11 protein-coding genes and 1 other RNA gene are annotated in these 17,975 nt (G+C 54.7%); 3 read left to right on the top strand and 9 right to left on the bottom strand.

Annotated elements, in window-relative coordinates; all coding sequences use genetic code 11:
• Window positions 1–5 precede the first annotated feature (5 nt).
• Window positions 6–554, bottom strand: a complete 549-nt coding sequence (locus tag EU556_RS12660; protein WP_135434460.1) for a hypothetical protein — start codon at window positions 552–554, stop codon at window positions 6–8.
• 117 nt (window positions 555–671) lie between these two features.
• On the opposite strand from EU556_RS12660, the gene EU556_RS12665 reads away from it, so the two are divergent.
• Window positions 672–1,673 carry a long-chain-fatty-acid--protein ligase gene (locus EU556_RS12665; protein ID WP_135434461.1) on the top strand — a complete coding sequence of 334 codons (1,002 nt, stop codon included), beginning with the start codon at window positions 672–674 and terminating at the stop codon, window positions 1,671–1,673.
• 198 nt (window positions 1,674–1,871) lie between these two features.
• Here EU556_RS12665 and EU556_RS12670 read toward each other — a convergent pair whose 3' ends face one another.
• From EU556_RS12670 to rnpB, 3 genes are all read right to left on the bottom strand, one after another.
• On the bottom strand, window positions 1,872–3,029 hold the full coding sequence (locus EU556_RS12670) for a sigma-54-dependent transcriptional regulator (RefSeq protein ID WP_135434462.1): 1,158 nt from the start codon (window positions 3,027–3,029) through the stop codon (window positions 1,872–1,874).
• A 128-nt stretch (window positions 3,030–3,157) separates the two neighbouring features.
• Window positions 3,158–5,713 carry a cellulase family glycosylhydrolase gene (locus EU556_RS12675; protein ID WP_167855559.1) on the bottom strand — a complete coding sequence of 852 codons (2,556 nt, stop codon included), beginning with the start codon at window positions 5,711–5,713 and terminating at the stop codon, window positions 3,158–3,160.
• Between the two features lie 182 nt (window positions 5,714–5,895).
• An RNA gene (gene rnpB, locus EU556_RS12680) (RNase P RNA component class A) lies at window positions 5,896–6,359 on the bottom strand.
• Window positions 6,360–6,934: 575 nt separating this feature from the next.
• On the opposite strand from rnpB, the gene EU556_RS12685 reads away from it, so the two are divergent.
• Window positions 6,935–8,161: a S8 family serine peptidase gene (locus EU556_RS12685; protein ID WP_135434464.1), complete on the top strand. Its 1,227-nt coding sequence runs from the start codon at window positions 6,935–6,937 to the stop codon at window positions 8,159–8,161.
• A 64-nt stretch (window positions 8,162–8,225) separates the two neighbouring features.
• Here the strand turns inward: EU556_RS12685 and EU556_RS12690 are convergent, their stop codons facing one another.
• The 4 genes from EU556_RS12690 to EU556_RS12705 form a co-directional block, all read right to left on the bottom strand.
• Window positions 8,226–10,091, bottom strand: a complete 1,866-nt coding sequence (locus EU556_RS12690; protein WP_135434465.1) for a M1 family metallopeptidase — start codon at window positions 10,089–10,091, stop codon at window positions 8,226–8,228.
• 167 nt (window positions 10,092–10,258) lie between these two features.
• Window positions 10,259–11,173: a metallophosphoesterase gene (locus tag EU556_RS12695; RefSeq protein WP_135434466.1), complete on the bottom strand. Its 915-nt coding sequence runs from the start codon at window positions 11,171–11,173 to the stop codon at window positions 10,259–10,261.
• Window positions 11,174–11,253: 80 nt separating this feature from the next.
• The gene (locus EU556_RS12700) at window positions 11,254–12,363 is read right to left on the bottom strand and encodes a Smr/MutS family protein (RefSeq protein ID WP_135434467.1); all 1,110 of its coding nucleotides are present in this window, start codon (window positions 12,361–12,363) and stop codon (window positions 11,254–11,256) included.
• 298 nt (window positions 12,364–12,661) lie between these two features.
• Window positions 12,662–13,657: a YfiM family protein gene (locus EU556_RS12705; protein WP_245327608.1), complete on the bottom strand. Its 996-nt coding sequence runs from the start codon at window positions 13,655–13,657 to the stop codon at window positions 12,662–12,664.
• Window positions 13,658–13,852: 195 nt separating this feature from the next.
• Between EU556_RS12705 and EU556_RS12710 the strand changes: the two genes are divergently transcribed.
• Window positions 13,853–16,747: a DUF4961 domain-containing protein gene (locus tag EU556_RS12710; RefSeq protein WP_245327611.1), complete on the top strand. Its 2,895-nt coding sequence runs from the start codon at window positions 13,853–13,855 to the stop codon at window positions 16,745–16,747.
• A 103-nt stretch (window positions 16,748–16,850) separates the two neighbouring features.
• On the opposite strand, the gene EU556_RS12715 is transcribed toward EU556_RS12710, so the two are convergent.
• Window positions 16,851–17,708, bottom strand: coding sequence for an N-acetylglucosamine kinase (locus EU556_RS12715; protein WP_135434468.1), 858 nt, complete (start codon window positions 17,706–17,708; stop codon window positions 16,851–16,853).
• Between the last annotated feature and the right edge of the window lie 267 nt (window positions 17,709–17,975).

The raw sequence follows: 17,975 nt of genomic DNA on the forward strand, positions 1-17,975 counted from the left end.
GTTTTCTACTTCAGAGTAATCGGGTCAGTAATAACTTCGTTACTCTCGTGTAAGGCACGGTCAGCAATTTTTACCTTGAAACGGACGACCGAGTTAGGGGGGAAGGTGCCTTGGAAGAAGTCAACTTTGAAGTTCAAGTCGCCTTTTAGTGGTTCTTTTCGTCCGCCTTGGTCCGAGGGGGATAGTCGGGGGTATCGACCGTTGTAGGAGAAAGCGAGGTTGTAATCCTCGAATTGCCCAGGATTGCGCTGGATTTGGGGCTGGAAGAAGTAGTTGTTGTAGTAGCGGTTGGGCTGCTTGGTAATCGGGTCCGTCTCGTTGTAAGGCGGATTAATATCATCAATGCTGAGACCTAAGTCTCCATCCCCATCCTTAAATGATACCGTTACAATTACCCGATCAAATACCCCTGTCAGCGTATCAACCCGCCGCTGCTGGATCCTTTTAAACCCAATTTCGGGTGTGTCGGGGTAATCTGGTGCGCTCAGGCAGGATGTAATTCCCGCGCCAGCTAACAGTAAGGCCCCAAAACAAAGAGTACGAGATATAGCCATAACAAGAGGTGAAACGGATGACGAAACGGGTAGTGCCGCGGCAGGAAGGTACAACTTCCTAACGAACGAAGCGACGCCTACATTGTTCTATTGTCTCGCTAACCCTACCGCATCTGAATGAGTTTCCGCGACGAGTTTTTGTCTGCTCTGCCTTCCCTGACTAACGCTGACGTGCCAGCGGCGGCGCTAGGCCTGTTCCGCTACCAGGCCGAGCACTGCGTGCCCTACCAAGAATATCTACGCATGCTGGGTCGCGACCCGCTGGCTGTAACGCGCTTAGAGGATATTCCCTTTCTGCCCATTGAGTTTTTCAAAACCCACGACGTACGTACCGATGCGGCCGACTGGACCCCGCAGGAAACCTTCTTGAGTAGCGGCACTACCCAGCAACAGCGCAGCCACCATTTTGTGCGCGAGCCGTTATTGTACCGCCGACACGCCGCGCGCATTTTCGAGCAGTATTACGGCCCACTTACCGGCTGGACGATTTTGGCTTTGCTGCCCTCTTACCTGGAGCAGGGGCAGTCGTCGTTGGTAGCCATGGTCGACTATTTTGCCAAGGAATCGGGGCAGGCGCAGGAGGCATTTTTCTTGCACAATCACGCAGCCTTGCTACAGGCCCTGCGCGAAGCACAGCAAGACACATCCCGTAAGGTGCTGCTGATAGGAGTGAGCTATGCCCTGCTGGATTTGGTAGAGGCCTATGCCGGTGACCCAGCTCTGCACAACCTGACGGTGCTGGAAACGGGCGGCATGAAAGGCCGACGCCGCGAGATGATTCGAGAAGAATTGCACCAAGAGTTGCAGCGCGGATTTGGGCCCGTCGGCATCCACTCAGAGTACGGTATGACGGAGCTTCTAGGCCAGGCATATAGCTTCGGCGACGGTCGTTTTCACGCCCCGCCGCAGTTGCACATCCTCCTGCGCGACCCATCCGACCCCTTTTCGGTGTCGGAAACCTTGGAAGCAGGAGCCATTAATATCATTGATTTGGCCAACGTAGACAGCTGCGCTTTCATCGAAACCAAAGACCTCGCCCGCATGCATCCTGATGGATCGTTTGAAGTACTAGGGCGCCTCGATAACTCTGATATTAGGGGGTGCAACCAGATGGTGTAACTGTAATACTTGCAGCTTGATAGGCCTAGCATGTCATCACAAATAAGCACTAGTACATAACTCTTATTTGGTACGCTATTAGACGCTTAAGGAAATAAAAAGCCCTTACAACCATAGTGGAGTAAGGGCTTTGTGGTTGAGGAGCCTTAACGAGTTGAAAAGATAGGGTTGGTTCCTGCTGCTCGTTACAACACAAGGTTACTTGCCAGCAAAGGCGCGGGCATCGGCTTCGGAGATGGTGGCGTCACTCATGATAACGAGGCGCTCCACCACGTTACGTAATTCTCGAATGTTACCGCGCCAGTCGAGGCCCTGCAGGTACTTGAGGGCGGCGGCATCGATTTTCTTGGGCTTGTTGCCGTAGTCGTTGGCAATGTCCTGCAAGAACTTTTCAATCAGGGCCGGAATGTCTTCGCGCCGGTCGTTGAGGGCTGGCACTTGAATCAGGATGACTGAGAGACGGTGGTAGAGGTCCTCGCGGAAATTCTTGTCGGCAATTTCCTGGAGCAGGTCTTTGTTGGTAGCGGCAAGCACGCGCACGTTCACCGATATTTCCTTCTCGCCGCCCACGCGGGTAATCTTGTTCTCCTGCAGGGCGCGCAACACTTTAGCCTGGGCTGAGAGGCTCATGTCACCGATTTCGTCCAGGAACAGCGTGCCGCCATCGGCTTGCTCAAACTTGCCAATGCGCTGTTTTACAGCCGAGGTAAACGAGCCTTTTTCGTGGCCAAACAGCTCCGATTCAATTAACTCCGATGGAATAGCGGCGCAGTTTACTTCAATCATGGGGCCACCGGCACGGTTGCTTTGTTCGTGCAGCTGCCGGGCCACCATTTCTTTGCCTGCCCCATTAGGGCCGGTTATCAGCACTCGAGCATCGGTGGGCGCTACTTTCTCAATGGCTTTGCGCACAGCCCCAAGTGCGGCCGAATCGCCCACCATTTCGGAGCTCTTGGCAATTTTCTTCTTCAGCGTTTTAGTTTCTGTAACCAGCTTGGTGCGGTCGAGGGCGTTGCGCACGGTTACGAGCAAGCGGTTCAGATCTGGTGGTTTCTGCAGAAAGTCGTAAGCCCCTTTCTTCGTGGCATCCACGGCCATTTCTACGTTGCCGTGGGCTGAAACCATGATAAATGCCGCATCGGGAGCTACAATTCGGGCTCGCTCTAGCACCTCAATGCCATCCATTTTGGGCATTTTGATGTCGCAGAGCACCACATCGTATTTGTCGCGGATGAGCATGTCTAGGCCAGTCGGACCATCCTCGGCCTGATCTACCTGGTAACTTTCGTATTCGAGAATTTCCTTCAGCGTGTGCCGAATGGCTTTTTCGTCGTCAATAATTAAGATGCGCGGCATAAAAGTGGAAAGGGTTGGGCAGCGAATGTAACGAAAACGTATATCCGGTTGGTGTGTTTCGGGGCAGATTACCCGCGAGCTTCAGCAACCAAGTGCTGGTGCAGTAGCTAGGCCAGTAAGCTTAGTATCTACTGAAAAGAAATCGACTCGATATCGAGGGAAGGATGTTCCTGGCTGCTCTGGCTTGCGCCGGGCGACAGAAGTACCTGCAGAACCTCGGCCTGGGTAATGGGCAGCGCGGCAGGACCAGCTGCCTGGAACATAAGCGGCAAAAAGCCCGGATACGCCCGTGGTAACAATACCTGAGCGCCTAGCTTAAAGGCCGAGATAGGTACCCGTATTTCCTGAATTTCCGGGCCTAGCTCTAGCGGAGCCACGTACGCTACGGCATCTTTGGTCGTTAAAACTAGCTGCACAGAACCCGCCCCTGCACTACGGCGGCCCCGAATTACTATTTCCTTGAAGGAAGCAGCATCGACGGAACGCGCAGCAAGCCGGTCGCCGAAGTATGCACGCAGGTAAGCAATAGGCGTATTGGCCGTAGTAGGGCTTGCGGTGGCGGCCGCAGGAGCTTGCACCAACCGCAAAGCCAACTGCCCCGAGGCCGTGGTTACGTAATCAGCCCACCCGCCACCGCTGATACCCCCAGCCTCTACAAGCTGTTGGTCTTGGCTAGCCCGGAACAGGGGTAGTGGGGCGCTGGCTGTAACAATGGGTGCTTCCCAGTGCTCCTTGGGAGCGTAATCCCAGTCGCGCGGGCTACCAGCAAAGCTACCGGGAAAAGTGGTGTTGTGGCCGTTGTGCTGCACTACAACCCAGTACCGTAGCAGCCCAGGATACAGTAAGTCAGCGGGTACTACAGCCTCGGCCGTGGTGAGGGTGGCGCGCCGCATGGGCAATCGGCGGGTCTGGCCGTAGAAGTGCTGCGCAATCAAGTGCACCGAGTCGGTGGCACTGGCACCCAGTACCGTGGCACTTATGGTGACGGGGCGGCCGGCCATTATCTGCACTTGAGGCGCATGTACCACCTGTGCTGGCTGCGCAGAAGGCGCGGGAGCAACGTACTCGCCCAGCGCAATATTTCCTAGTTTCGTCTGAGCTGAATAGACGGTGGTAGTTTTGCCTGGGGCTGTTAGCAGGTATACACCCGGAGTAAGCCCAATAGCACCATTGCTAGCTACTCCCTGAAAGCTGTTGCCTTCGTTGATGCCCCGAACAGTATAGTTGCTGCCCAAACCCGGTAGTGTAAGGCGCAGAGGCTGAGTATTCCAGTCGATGCGCGTGACCGGCTGGCGCAAGGAAGTAGTGGCAAATGGGTCGCGCACTAGGTTGGCATCGGGCATCAGCTCCAAGCGCCATACCCCCGCTGCCACCCGGTCCAGAAAGTAGGCGCCGGTTCCGCCATACGTAGCCACGGGCGAGGAGCCGGTACCCACCACGTGGCGCAGGGCTGCTGGCTTGCGCGGCGCAGTAGTGGTGGTGCTCGTGTAGTAGAACTCCTCTGGCGAGTTTAATTCGCTGAGCCCGTTGCGGTAGCTTAGCCTAAACCCAGTAAATGCTGTATCGGCAGGGTAGGAGGGCAGCGGCTGTGACCGTTGTACCTGCCGGAACACTTTACCCGCTATCAACAGGCTAATGGCCTTGGCAGGTGTGTAGGCCAGGTTGAGGTAGTGGGTTTGATATTCCGTATTGGCGTAGGCCAGAGCCATGGGGTCGTAAGCAAACTGAGTAGCCCACTGGAAGCCTGCCGCCCGAAAGCTGCGGGCCATGGCCGGGTACATTACCGGATTCAGAATGTCGCCCGACTCAAACTCGTAGACTAGATGTGGCTTTTTGCGAAAGCGCGCATCCTGCTGGTACGGGATGGGGTACTGATCAACAAAGGGCAGCGGATTACCGCGCAACGTGTGCCCATTTACCAAACCCGACGGATACCACTGAAACGTGAAGCCATCGACGGGGCTGCTGAGAATGGCATTCGATACGGCCGGGCTTTCGGCAATATTGTAGAAAATAGGCTTGCGGTAGCCGGTAGCCCGCATGGCCTGCACCATGCGCTGCACAAATGCGGTTACTTCTGCTTCGGGTTGGCGGTAGTGCGGCTCATTGCATACCTCGTAGGCAATGATATCGGGGTCTTCGCGGTTAAGCTGCCCGGTGTACTGGTTGCGGTGGTTAAGAAACTGGCCTAGGTAGTTTTCCTGAGCCTTTATTGCTCGCGGAGTATTGTAGGCCTTGCCTTTGGGGTAGATAGAGGAGAAGCCCGTCATGGCGGTGTCGGGCTCCGGATACCCGTTGCCCCAGTAAGCAATAGGTGTCAGAATAATCTTGATGCGCCGTTCCTTAAGCCGCTGAATTAAATAGTCGAGCAGGCGCAGGTGTTCGTTTGCTAGCAGGTTGCCCAGCGTGTCGGTAATTTCTACGTCCCACACATGCACCCGGAAGGCATTTACCCCCAAACGCGCTAGATGATATACATCTTGGTCAATGGCTAGTTCAGGCTTGACACCTACCTTCTTGTGGGCTCGGTAAGAATAAGCAAAGGGGGTGGTGTAGTTTACCCCAAACAGAGCTACCTCCTGGCGGCTGCCTTCCCAGCGTAGCACGCCAGCGGGGTCTACGTACACGTTTTTGCCAGTGGGTGGTACTTCCTGCGCCCGTAAATGAGGAGCAAGTAACAGCAAAAAAGCGCTTAACAAGAAGTAAACCCTCTTACTCGCTAGGCCACTTACACTGGATAAATAGCGAGAAAAGAGGAATGATGAGGGAGCAGAATGATGCATGCACACGGAAAATTAAGCCGCGAAGTAAACAGGTGTCAGAACAAAACTGGCTGCCCCAGCCGAAACCAGAGCAGCCAGTAATGCTGGGTGATGAGTCTGTAAGCCGGGTTTTGTCCATTCCTGCGAGCAGCAATGGCCCCACCATTTATCTAGGCCAGTCCTCACGGAAAGGCTCTATCAACCTACCCGCTGACGCCGGACGAGCCGCCCGGTGCCGACCCCGAAGAGCCTGCGTGCCAGCTTATTTGGTCTTTCAACCCCTGAGGTTTACCCAGCCGGCATGGTCGCCCAGCCGCTGGTGCGCTCTTACCGCACCTTTTCACCCTTACCAAAAGTGAGATGGTGAAATTGTGAATGAGTGAAGTATCATATGATAAATCACGCATTCGCTCAAGCACTCAGTCACCGTCTGGCGGTAATTTTCTGTGGCACTGGCTGTCCTGGATTGCTTTACGCGCACCAGTCCTTCCCGTTAGGAAGCAGGGTGCTCTGTGTTGCCCGGACTTTCCTCGTCGCCTTTCAGCGCCGCGGTGGGGCGACTCATCACTTGGGCAAAGGTACACATGAGGCAGCAGAGTTCATGTGCTCACATGCAGCCGAGCATGTAAATATCCGTAGCACTGTGCTACACTCTCCACTAGCAGTACGGCAGAACAAACCCTATTCCATGCTCAGTAGCTAAGTGAAGCTGAGGCCCTCATGAAATAAGCTGTGCCTATCGCAAGCAAATTTGAGGACCGTTTTCAACTGGTTAGGACGATTACTTTATCATGATTCAATTAGGATAATTTATATTTATAATATGACTGTGTTAATCTAGTTTTAATTATAAAAACATCTAATTTATTCTATTAACAAAATTTTATTAACAATCTGCAAAACAATGAATATCTGTAATTAAAGTGTGTTTTTGATGAAATTTTTACAAATAAATGTTCAGTTGATTGCTATAATGGGTGGTATTAGGTGCCAGTTATTAGCGACAATTTATACTTTGCGTCAGTCAACCTAGCTACTGCTAACGAGCTGGTCGTGCTAAAGAGAAGTGGTATTTTCCTTTTCACACGGGCTTGCTTGGCTGACACAAACAGCTCCTTTCTTTACACCCTTACCCTCAGTAGAATGCAGAAGAAACAACGCAATGCCCGCCTCGCTTGGCTCTTTAGTGCCTCTGCAATTGCTGCTAGCGCAACCTTCACCGCTTGTTCAGAAGATGCGGTTCAGCCTTCGTCCGCCGGCGTGGCGCAAAGCAGCAGCGACGCCAAAAGCGATGCTGACATTATTCCTGGTCAGTACATTGTGGTGCTGAAAGATGGTGCCGTTGAACTGAGCGGAAGCGAGCCGTATACCGAAAAAGTAAAGAAAGTAAAGGAAGTAGGACAGGGCATTCTGAAAGCCCGTGGCGCCAGCGCCGATGCACTTGGACTGGCCTACGGCCATGCCCTCAAAGGTTTCTCGGCTCGTTTGAGCGCCCAAGAAGCGAAGGCCCTCCGCGAAGACGCTCGGGTGGCCTACGTAGAAGCAGATAGAGTTATTTCTCTCGGCAAGCCTTCTTCGGGTGGTGGCTCTACCCAGCCCGCTCAGGTTACGCCGTATGGTATTACTCGTGTGGGTACGGGCGACGGCACCGGCAAAACCGCCTGGGTCATCGACACTGGTATCGACCTCGACCACCCCGACCTAAACGTAGACGCGGCCCGCAGCAAGTCGTTCCTGACCAGCGGCGCCAACTACGCTTCTCCTGATGATGGCAACGGCCACGGCACCCACGTGGCGGGCACCATTGCCGCCAAGAACAATACCATTGGTGTAGTTGGCGTGGCCGCTAACGCCACCGTGGTAGCCGTACGGGTGCTCGACGCGCGCGGTAGTGGCTCTAACTCCGGCGTTATTGCTGGCGTCGACTATGTAGGTTCCAATGGTAAAGCCGGTGATGTAGCTAATATGAGCCTCGGCGGCGGCGTATCTCAGGCCCTTGATGATGCTGTTTCACGCGCTTCGGCTGGTGGCGTACTGTTTGCGCTAGCTGCGGGCAATGAAACCGATAATGCCAACAACCACTCGCCAGCTCGCGTGAATGGTGCCAACATCTTCACCATCTCGGCCATGAACAGCACCGATAGCTGGGCTTCGTTCTCCAACTTCGGCAACCCGCCCGTTGATTACTGCATGCCCGGTGTAAATATCCAGTCTACTTGGCTGAACGGGGGCTACAACACCATCAGCGGTACTTCCATGGCTACACCGCACATGGCTGGCGTGCTCCTCATGAAAGGCAAGAGCTTCACTACGAGCGGCACCGTGAAAAATGACCCAGACGGCAAAGCCGATCCGATTGCTCACTTATAAGCTAAGTAATAAGTAAATAGAAAAAGGCCAGCCTAATACGGGCTGGCCTTTTTCTATTTACTTATTACTTAGTCACCCATGTATTATCCTTTGGGTAGCTGTCGGGTACGAGAGTAGCTCCAAGCCTCACTTGCTTCACTGCTTTAGTGGTAGAAACAGCTACCGTTACCGTTTTGGCGCCCGATTCCCAAACGGCCACAGTCCGGTGTAGTTTCTCGGTTGTGTTGTCGGAGTAGGTGATGGTGAGGTCTACGGGTACGGGTTTAGTTCCTTTAGATTCTACGACCACATCATATCCAGCACCAGTTTTTGTGACCTGCTGGATGGCAAGGTCGGGGTAGCCGCTGTCGAAGAACCACCGCTGCCAGAACCAATTGAGGTTGCGGCCGGCTCCGGCGTTCATCGAGTTGAAAAAGTCGTACGGCATGGGGTGCTTGCCGTTCCAATTGCGGATGTAGGTGTGTAAGGCTTTCGTAAACAGCTCATCACCCAGCATATCCTTCACATACAGATACCCTAGGCCAGGTTTGGGGTAGGAATTCAGGTAAAACGCCGTGCCGGTTTGCTGGGTGCTAAGTGTCACAATTGGCACGTCGTCCTCCGTAGCAGCTCCCCGGGCATAAGGGGCAATGCCGTAGTCGTCATCCAACTTGGGGTCGATGATGCCCGAAATAATCCACTCGCCGATGGTAGCCCAGCCTTCATCCATCCACCCGTACTTCGTCTCGTTGATGCCCATGTAGAATGGGAACATCGTGTGGAATATCTCGTGGTCGGTGAGGGTAATGGCGTCTTGACGGCTTTCCGTGGGGTTGTCGTTCACCATCATGGGGTACTCCATCTGGTCTAAGCCATCAAAGATGGTTTCGTGGGAGTAGGGGAAGGGCCACTTCGGGAAGGTGTACGACATGGCCTCCACGGTTTTGCGCGCGAACTGAATCACCTCCTCGTAATCCTTGTGCTTGGTATTATACACGGCATCCACGCGGGTACGGCGTTTGGTGGCCGGGTCAACTACCAGGCTGCTCGACTGCCACACGTAGTGGTCGGTGGTGGCGAAGACGAAGTCGGTAACATTCTTCGCCTCAAAGTGCCAGGTATTTTGCGCGTTGGCCGCCGTAATGCCTCCGGCCTTCAGATCTGCTTCGGTGATGATGCTGGTAATGGCATCTTTCTTCTCCGCATCCTGTAGGCGCTTCACATACTTTTTCGTGAGCACCTTGTCGGCATTGGTCAGGTCACCGGTAGCCCATACTACAAAGTCCTTGGGCACGGTGATGTCGGCAGAAAAGTTGGCGAAGTCGTTGTAGAACTCCTGCGAGCCGAGGTAAGGGTTGCGGTTCCACCCATCGATATCATCATACACTGCAATGCGTGGGAAGAAGTAGGCGACAAAGTCAGCGTTGGGCTCTACCTCACCGGTACGCGTATGCGAGCCTTTGTTCAGAATATAGGAATAGGTGACGGACACCTGCGCCGTTTGTTTGGGCCCGATAGCGCGTTGCACGGGTACCGGCAGGTTGGTGGCGTCGCCGCGCAGCTTGGCAACATCAATGGTCTGCCCATTGATGGTCATTTTTTCGATCTGCATTCCGTCGCTCACATCTTCTGGCCTGATGGAGGAAGCTCGCGCAGCACCCTTTTGGTAGAGATTGGGGTAGAGCTTGAACCAGATCTGCCGCAGGGAGTCGGGGCTTTGGTTGTGGTAGGCGATGGTAGCGGTTCCTGCCACCCGCCGCGTGCTGGGGTCGAAGGAGACGTTGAGCGTATAATCGGCGGAGTTCTGCCAATAGTTGGGGCCCGGTAGGCCACTCTCGGCGCGGGTACCCTTGGTATAAGTAGCCTGGAGGTTGCGTGGCACCGGCAACGACGGCTGGGCTACAGCGGGCAGTGAAAGAAGGGAGGCGGCAAGCAGCGCGGGTAGTTTCATGCGGAGATGGATTTTCAGCCGCAAAGTAACCAGATGTGCCCAAGGGTTGCCTGTTCAGTGCATTGGCCTAGGCCAGTAAGCGCATTTAACCAACCGGCATGTAAGGCTTGTCAAGGCATAACGGTCTGATATCAAACCTTAGTCCCTGGTTTAAGCAATATACCGCGTTAGGCGCTTATGAGGCCTTCAGTCTTTAGCTCCTGCTCGCCGTGCCAACGGTAGGCAACCAGTTCGCCGCCTTTGGCTACGCTATAGTCTAGGCAGACCGCGTGTAGACCGAGCAGTTGGGGGGTGCCGCGCAGCCAGTAGTGACCGAAGAAAACAGGCACCGACTCTTGGTAATGCCATACATCAGCCAGAGCATCTATCTCCACGGGCAGGGCGTTCAGAGATTCAATGGGTTCGAGGTAATAGTCTCGGTAAGTGCAGGCGCGCGGATCGGTCCACCAGCGGGTCCGCATTTTGGTGCGTGGGTTGCCATCCTTATCGTGGAATTGTACCCCAACTGGTAGGGTTACTTCCTTGCCTTTTAGGGTTTCTTCCACGGCCTCGTATTCAGGAGTGCCTCGCTCAGCACTACGTAGCAGAAACTCCGGAGTCAGACGGCCATCGGGCAGGGCCTGGCGCAGAAACGCAATGTGGCGCGGGTCCCAGCAGGCGTGCACAACCCGCAGACCGGGTAGCTCTAGAAATAGGGGTAACGTTTTAAACCAGGCAATGTACTCCTGCCACTCCTGCCAGCCTTCCCGACTTGAAAACTCCTCTAGGGTGCGCAGATGCTGGAAAATGTTGCGCGGAATATGGGGGCGTAAATGGCCGCCGCGCGGGTGCAGCTCGTGAAAGCAGATGGCGTTATACTCATGATTGCCCATCACGGCCAGAGCCGCGCCGCCCTCCACCATGGCTCGTACCAGTTGCAGCGTCTCCCGAATGTGCGGGCCGCGGTCTATGAAGTCGCCCAGATAAATGACCTGCCGATTGGGATGGCGGAAACAGCCATCTTGCTCCGTGTAGCTTAATTTCTGGAGCAACTGCCGAAGCTCCTGCACGTGGCCATGAATGTCACCAATGAGGTCGTACATAGGGCGTAATGATACAGAAAAAGGCCGCACGACTTGCGCGAAACAAGTTGTGCGGCCCTTGTCAGGATACTCAAACTAAATTACTTCAGGCGCACCAGCGTAGCGCCGTAGCCGAACTTCTCCTTCTTTGAGTCCTCAAAGAACTTGATGTCGCGGTTGCGGCTGAGTAGCTTGTGGAGCTCCTTGCGCAAAGTGCCATTGCCAGAACCGTGGATAAACACGATTTCGTGCATATTGGTGGCCAAAGCCCGGCTCAGGGCATCCTCAAAAGCGTCGAGCTGAAGCTTCAAAATGGCCGTGTTGCTCAGGCCCTCCGTGCCACCTTCGGGGCGCAGGGCTTCCAAATGTAAATCTACTTCGTGGGGTGGGGCCACAATGGCTTTAGCGGGCTCGGGAGCGGGGGCTACGGCCGCTGGTTTGGCGGGCGCGTTGCCAGTGAGTTGAGCTTTCAGCGTTTCTGCTAGTTTCTCGGGCGCAATGGCTACCGGCGCAGCGGGCTTTTCATCGAGCTGAAATAGGTATGCCTCTCGTTGCAGCACCGGCACGTTGGGCTGGCGGCTGGTGTAGAAGCTGGCGGCCTTAAACTGCAGGCGCTTAGTCAGGAGCTCAAAGGCCGAAGTTCCATTAGTCTGGAAGGGTAACAACTGCACTACGGGCGCGGACCAGCTGTCAAAATCTTTCAGGTGCCAGTGGCCTAGCGGCTTGCTCACCGACTTGGCCGCGAGCTTGTCGGAGGTAAGGCCCCGGTACTGGCCGTTGCGCTCTTCCCCGAAGGTGTAGAGTACATCGCGGTCGGTGTGGTTGATGAGCTGAAGCGCCAGTAGCTCCGGCGACTGGTGGGTGAGGGCTAAATACACGCCTTTCTGCACAGTGGAAGGTGCATTTTTAGCACTGGGCAGCCCCGCCGGCCCTTCCGACTTCTTAGGAGCCGCTGGGGCAGGAGTCGCACCCGCGGCCTGGGCTGCCCGCGCCGCGCCGCTGGAGGCCGCTTTCTTCTCAGCCGCCACCGATGCTGCGCTTTGCCCAAAGGCTTTGGTTTCCTCGGCGGCCACCACAACCACTTCCCTGCGCAAAACCGGAATGGTGAAGTCATTGTCGATGGCTACTTCTACCAGGTCGTTGTCGAGCAGGCGGGTGATGATGCCTTCCTCGCGGCCCGTGAGCAGCCTTACTCTATCTCCTACGTTCATGTATCGTTGCTTTTTTCGCTGTGTAAACGGCTTTCATAACTAAGTGAAAGCCTCTCCACGGTATAACGTGGAAAGGGTAAAGTTCGCCAATGAAACGGTGAAATCCTGCGCTAGGCCACTCGTCCGTACTGCAACCATTAAGTATGGTAAGCTTGGGCCTGAAAGAATGGTTGACTCTCAACCGAATACCGTGAGCAGGTGCCCCAGCAATAAATGCTTAGGAGAGGGGGACCACTAACAGCAAGCGTCTTGGTTCACGTGCTGGCTTAGCTAAGCCGGGCGGCCTGCCAGTAACCCATTAGTAGTATAAGGCATGGCCTACAAAACCCCGGCGTGGGTTCCACTCTAAGGCTGGCGCGGGTAAGTGGAAGATGCTGGCTACGTAAAACACCCGGCGCAGCAATTTGCTCCTGGTTGGGATGCGGCGCAAATCCACGTCGAGGCTTAAGTAGAACTGCCGGTAAGCTGAGAGGCCTAGCGCGCGGTTGGTGTTGCGGTCATTATACACCATTTGCTGCGCTCCGTAACCTATAGCTGGTTGCAGCCAGCGGGGCCAGCGGCTTTCGGCGAAGCGCCACGCTCCTACATCCACGCACAACCAGTAGGTTTGGCCGTTGTAATCTTTTAGATACTGCTCGCCTAAGCTTTTCCCGAGCACGTTGGGCCGCAGTCGCGCGTAGCGGGTGGTATGAAAGGAGTACTTGGGCATGATCCGAATTTCATTCCAGGCCAGCTGCTGCCCAATCACGCCCACCGAGCCTAGAAAATTAGCAGCCAAATCGGTAGCCGAGGCCCCATATTCCGGGTCGCGCCCATCAAGCAGTTCAATTGGGCTCTGCAGCAGAAACCCCACGAAGCCCCCATACCAAATAGCTTTGCGGTCAGACAACCCAGCCCAGCGCAACATATCTACCGCCCCCCGGCTCTCGTGGAAGGCCCCCCAGAAGTGGCCCGCTTTGTCCATCTGCTTCCACTCCGGTAAGTCGTTGAACCAATGAAATTTCGTTCGCTCGCCGGTGTACCAAGCCTGGCCTAGCAAGTAAATAGAGCCAGTGTAGCTAAGAGCTAGGCCACCCGCCAGCAGGGGAAGGCGGCGAGTAAGGCGGCTGGTATCGGGAGTGAAGGAAGAAGCACCCCAGCGGGGTTGGGCCAACGCCAGAGGCCCCTGCAATGACGAACTACTGGGTGTAGGAGCTTGCGCAGTGGCCTGCCCCAGCCCCCCCAGGAAAAAAGCCACCGCCCATTTCCAGGTCATGCTAGTACCGGACCGGAACCGGGGGTGGGGAAGGGGCATAAGAAATAGGAGCAGGAGGTGAGGAGTAGCAGCGCCAAATCTACAATAAATGGCACAGTGACCTTGGGCCAACTGGCCTAGAACTGTATCTTTAATGCTCCCTTGCATTGAGTGTAACTTGCTAGAGGTTCTCTCAAGTCAATAGGGCATTAATACCTCACCCTTCTTTCCAAAATTCCCAACCCCTGCTGTTCCATGAAAACACTTCGACTTTTAGTGGGATTAGTGGCTTTTCTGGCTGGAATGCCCCTTTCGTGGGCCCAGGTAGTTACCACGCAACCCACCTTTTTTCGCGACACGGACGCCGTAACGCTGATCTTTGATGCCAACCAGGGCAATAAAGCATTAGCCAATTACACCGGCGACGTGTACATCTGGACCGGTGTTATCACCAATCAGAGCACTTCCAACTCCGATTGGAAGCACGTGAAAGGCTCTAGTTTCAACTCGCCTTCGGCTGAGGAAAAGATGACCGCGCTGGGCAACAACAAGTACAGCATCACTTTCACGCCTCGTACCTATTACCCTGGCCTAACCAACGCCGAAGCCATTCTAAAGCTGGCTATGGTGTTCCGCGGAGCCGGCGGCAACCCCCAGGGCAAGGGTGACAACAACTCCGACATTTTTGTGGATGTGGCGCAGCAGTCGGCCCCGCTGGAAGTGCGGTTTACCAGCCCGGCGGTGCAGAACAACAACCCTATTTTTATCAATAGCGGCGCCACCGTTAGTGTATCGGGAGTTGCCTCTGCAACTGCTACGCTTACGCTCACGCTCAATGGTGCGCAGGTAGCCCAGCAAACCAACGCCACTACCCTAACGGCTAACGTACCGGTTTCGCAGTCGGGCCGCAATGAGCTGCGCCTTACGGCCAACAATGGCACTACCACGGTATCGAGCACGGTTTACGTAGTGGTGCGCACGGCTACTGCCACGGCTGAGCTGCCTACCGGTGCCCGCAAAGACGGCGTAACCTACTTGAATGGTGGCACCTCGGCCGTGCTTTCCCTTACGGCGCCGGGCAAAGAGTCTATCTACGTGATTGGCGACTTCAACAATTGGCAGCCTGATGCCGCATATCAGCTCAAGAAAACCAGTGCTACCGATGCGGAGAATGGCCGCTGGTGGGTGCAGATTGACGGGTTGACCGCTGGTCAGGAATATGCTTACCAGTTTTTGGTAAACGAGACGCAGCGTGTGGCCGACCCTTACGCCGAAAAGCAGCTTGACTCGGAAAACGATAAGTACATTCCGGCCGTCACGTATCCTAACCTAAAGCCGTACCCAACCCAGACTTCCAGTGGTATTGCCTCGGTGCTGCAAAGCAACGCGCCCAGCTACGCATTCCAGGCCACTAATTTCCAGCGGCCCAAGCGGGAAGATATGGTGGTGTACGAGCTACTGCCCCGTGACTTTATTGCCCGCCACGACTACCAGACCCTATCCGATACGCTCAAGTATCTGCAGCGCCTGGGCGTAAACGTGATTGAACTGATGCCCGTGAACGAGTTCGAGGGCAATGAAAGCTGGGGCTACAACGTATCCTTCTACTTCGCCCCCGATAAGTACTACGGCCCCAAAAATGAGCTGAAGCGCTTCATTGACGAGTGCCACAAGCGCGGCATTGCCGTGGTGCTGGATATGGTGCTGAATCAGTCGTTTGGCCAGAGCCCTATGGTGCAGATGTACTTTGATGGCGACAAACCCGCCGCTAACAACCCCTGGTTCAACCGCGACGCTACCCACCCCTTCAACGTAGGGTACGACTTCAACCACGAAAGCGCCTACACCAAGTATTTCTCCAAGCGCGTGATGGAGTACTGGCTGAAGGAATATAACATCGATGGCTACCGCTTCGACCTTAGCAAGGGCTTTACTCAGAAGGTAACGACTGAGGCTGGTGCTTGGTCGCAGTACGACCAGTCGCGCGTGAACATCTGGAAGGAATACCACGATTTTCTAGTGAGCGTTGACCCGAACGTGTATCCTATTCTGGAGCACCTGGGTAACAACGATGAGGAGAAAGCGCTGTCAGATATGGGCTTGATGTTGTGGGGCAAGATGACCGACAACTACAACGAGGCTACCATGGGCTACGTCAACAGCAAAGCCGATTTGAGCTACGGCTACTATGGTGCTGGCCAAGGTGGGCGTGGCTGGAGCAAGCCCAATCTAGTGACCTACATGGAGAGCCACGACGAGGAGCGCCTGATGTACAAGAACCTCGCCTTCGGCAATGCAGCGGGTACTTATAATATTAAGAACCTGGCCACGGCGCTAGCCCGGCAGGAGTTGGCGGCAGCCTTCTTTTTCACGGTACCTGGCCCCAAGATGATCTGGCAATTTGGTGAAGTTGGCTATGACAAGTCTATCTTCTCCTGCCCCGATGGTACGGTACCCCAGCCCTATGGTACCGACAACTGCAAGCTAGGCAACAAGCTGCCTGAGTGGAATTACTACAAGGATGCTGACCGTCGTCATCTTTACGATGTGTACCGCAGCCTGATTGCTCTGAAGGTACAAGAGCCCGTGTTTGAAAATCCGGCTAGCTACACACAAAGCATGAACGGCGGCGTTAAAACTATCCAACTCACTGACCCTCGTTTGAACGTAACCATCGTGGGCAACTTCGATGTACAGTCGGCAACTGTGGTACCTAATTTCCAGTCGGCTGGTACCTGGTACAATTACCTGACGGGTGAGCCGCTGGTAGTTACAAATACTGCTGCCCCGCTCACGCTGGCTCCCGGCCAGTATGCGGTGTATACTTCCCGCAAAATCTCGGTGCCTACGGGTACGGTGTTGTCTAGTAAGCGCCAGCGCGATGCCGCAGCGCTGCAAGTAGTAGCCCTGCCTAACCCGGCCGGAAGCACTGCTACCGTACGCTACGCGCTAGGCCAGTCGGCCCCGGTTAGCGTTACGGTAACCAACTTGCTTGGCGCTACCGTGCACACTAGTAACGTAGCAAGCCGTCAGGCCGCGGGCACGCATGAATTGCAACTTCCTGTGCAACAACTAGCCAATGGCGTGTACATGGTGCGCCTGAACGCCGGTACACAGCAGCAAACCGTGCGGCTAGTGGTACAACACTAGGCTAAGCCTATCTGCTATCATGCTAGTTGCTCTGTCAACTGGCCTAGGCCACTAAAAAAGCCCGCTCTTCTGAAAGAGCGGGCTTTTTTGTTGAAGCAAACATTTATTTCGATTTGGCCAGCTCCTCCTCGTGGAAGGTTACCAAGTCATCGATAGGAGAGCGGATGATCTTACCAACTTCCATACCGTTGTCGCGAGCTACCTGGGAAAGAGCGTCGCGGAAGTTGTAGCCTACTGAGCCAATGCAGTTGAACGTGTAGTCCTGGTAGTGCGGGTAGTGCCGCACAATATTGGCGAAGAACGTCTCGAAGCCCTGCAGCACAATCTCGCGGCAGTAGCTGATGTTGTTATGGTCGTAGGTGAACTTGGCGAAGCTGGCCAGGAAACGGTTAGGTAGGGGCTGGTTGTAAAGCCGATCTAGGATATCCTCGCGCGTGAGGTTGAACTCCTCCCGGAAAATTTCCTGTAGGCCATCGGGCAGCAGGCCGCGCAGGTAATCGCGCAACAGGCGCTTGCCAATGAATGAACCACTTCCTTCGTCGCCGAGGAAATAGCCCAGCGAGTCAACGTTGTAAGTGATTTTGTTGCCATCGTAGAGGCAGGAATTGGTGCCTGTGCCCAGGATGGCTGCAAAACCAGCTTTGCGCCCTAGCAGTGCCCGCGCCGAGGCCAGTAGGTCGTGGTCGACAATCACCTTGGCTTCAGGGAAAATCTGGCGCATGGCCTTGGCAATTATTTCAGCCTTCTTTTCCGACGATACCCCCGCCCCGTAGTAATGTACTTCCGTTACTTTCTGGCGCGGCAACGTTTCTGGTAAATTCTTATCCAGCGAGGCCACTACGGCTTCCGTGGTGATGAAATCGGGGTTGTACCCTTCGGTATTAAAATATACGCGGTTGCCAGCCTCATCAAGCTGGCACCAGCTGCTCTTGGTAGAGCCACCGTCGGCAATAAGAATCATATCAGTCAGAAAGGTGAGAAAAACCATGTAGCCGCACACTCCGGGCAAGCCAGAGTCAAAGTACGGTTATAAGAAGGACGAAACACGGAAAAGATTTCGGCAGATAAAAATGCTGAATTGACGAATGCTAGTCTTTTTCTGCTATGCGCTAAAATAGGGCTTAGCGTGTTGCTATATCGTTTTATCAGAATAATATCGTTGAGTCTATATCTAAATAGCACGCAACCAAGTATAAGATGCTATTTTGGAACCAGCTATTGTACTTCT

Origin of the sequence: Hymenobacter fodinae (assembly GCF_004745825.1) — a bacterium.
In the GTDB taxonomy this organism is placed as follows: domain Bacteria; phylum Bacteroidota; class Bacteroidia; order Cytophagales; family Hymenobacteraceae; genus Hymenobacter; species Hymenobacter fodinae.

What these genes read in the sequence shown, in the direction of transcription:
- EU556_RS12660 (WP_135434460.1), bottom strand. Translation starts at nt 554, where the DNA reads ATGGCTATATCTCGTACTCTTTGTTTTGGGGCCTTACTGTTAGCTGGC.
- EU556_RS12665 (WP_135434461.1), top strand. Translation starts at nt 672, where the DNA reads ATGAGTTTCCGCGACGAGTTTTTGTCTGCTCTGCCTTCCCTGACTAAC.
- EU556_RS12670 (WP_135434462.1), bottom strand. Translation starts at nt 3,029, where the DNA reads ATGCCGCGCATCTTAATTATTGACGACGAAAAAGCCATTCGGCACACG.
- EU556_RS12685 (WP_135434464.1), top strand. Translation starts at nt 6,935, where the DNA reads ATGCAGAAGAAACAACGCAATGCCCGCCTCGCTTGGCTCTTTAGTGCC.
- EU556_RS12690 (WP_135434465.1), bottom strand. Translation starts at nt 10,091, where the DNA reads ATGAAACTACCCGCGCTGCTTGCCGCCTCCCTTCTTTCACTGCCCGCT.
- EU556_RS12695 (WP_135434466.1), bottom strand. Translation starts at nt 11,173, where the DNA reads ATGTACGACCTCATTGGTGACATTCATGGCCACGTGCAGGAGCTTCGG.
- EU556_RS12700 (WP_135434467.1), bottom strand. Translation starts at nt 12,363, where the DNA reads ATGAACGTAGGAGATAGAGTAAGGCTGCTCACGGGCCGCGAGGAAGGC.
- EU556_RS12705 (WP_245327608.1), bottom strand. Translation starts at nt 13,657, where the DNA reads ATGCCCCTTCCCCACCCCCGGTTCCGGTCCGGTACTAGCATGACCTGG.
- EU556_RS12710 (WP_245327611.1), top strand. Translation starts at nt 13,853, where the DNA reads ATGAAAACACTTCGACTTTTAGTGGGATTAGTGGCTTTTCTGGCTGGA.
- EU556_RS12715 (WP_135434468.1), bottom strand. Translation starts at nt 17,708, where the DNA reads ATGATTCTTATTGCCGACGGTGGCTCTACCAAGAGCAGCTGGTGCCAG.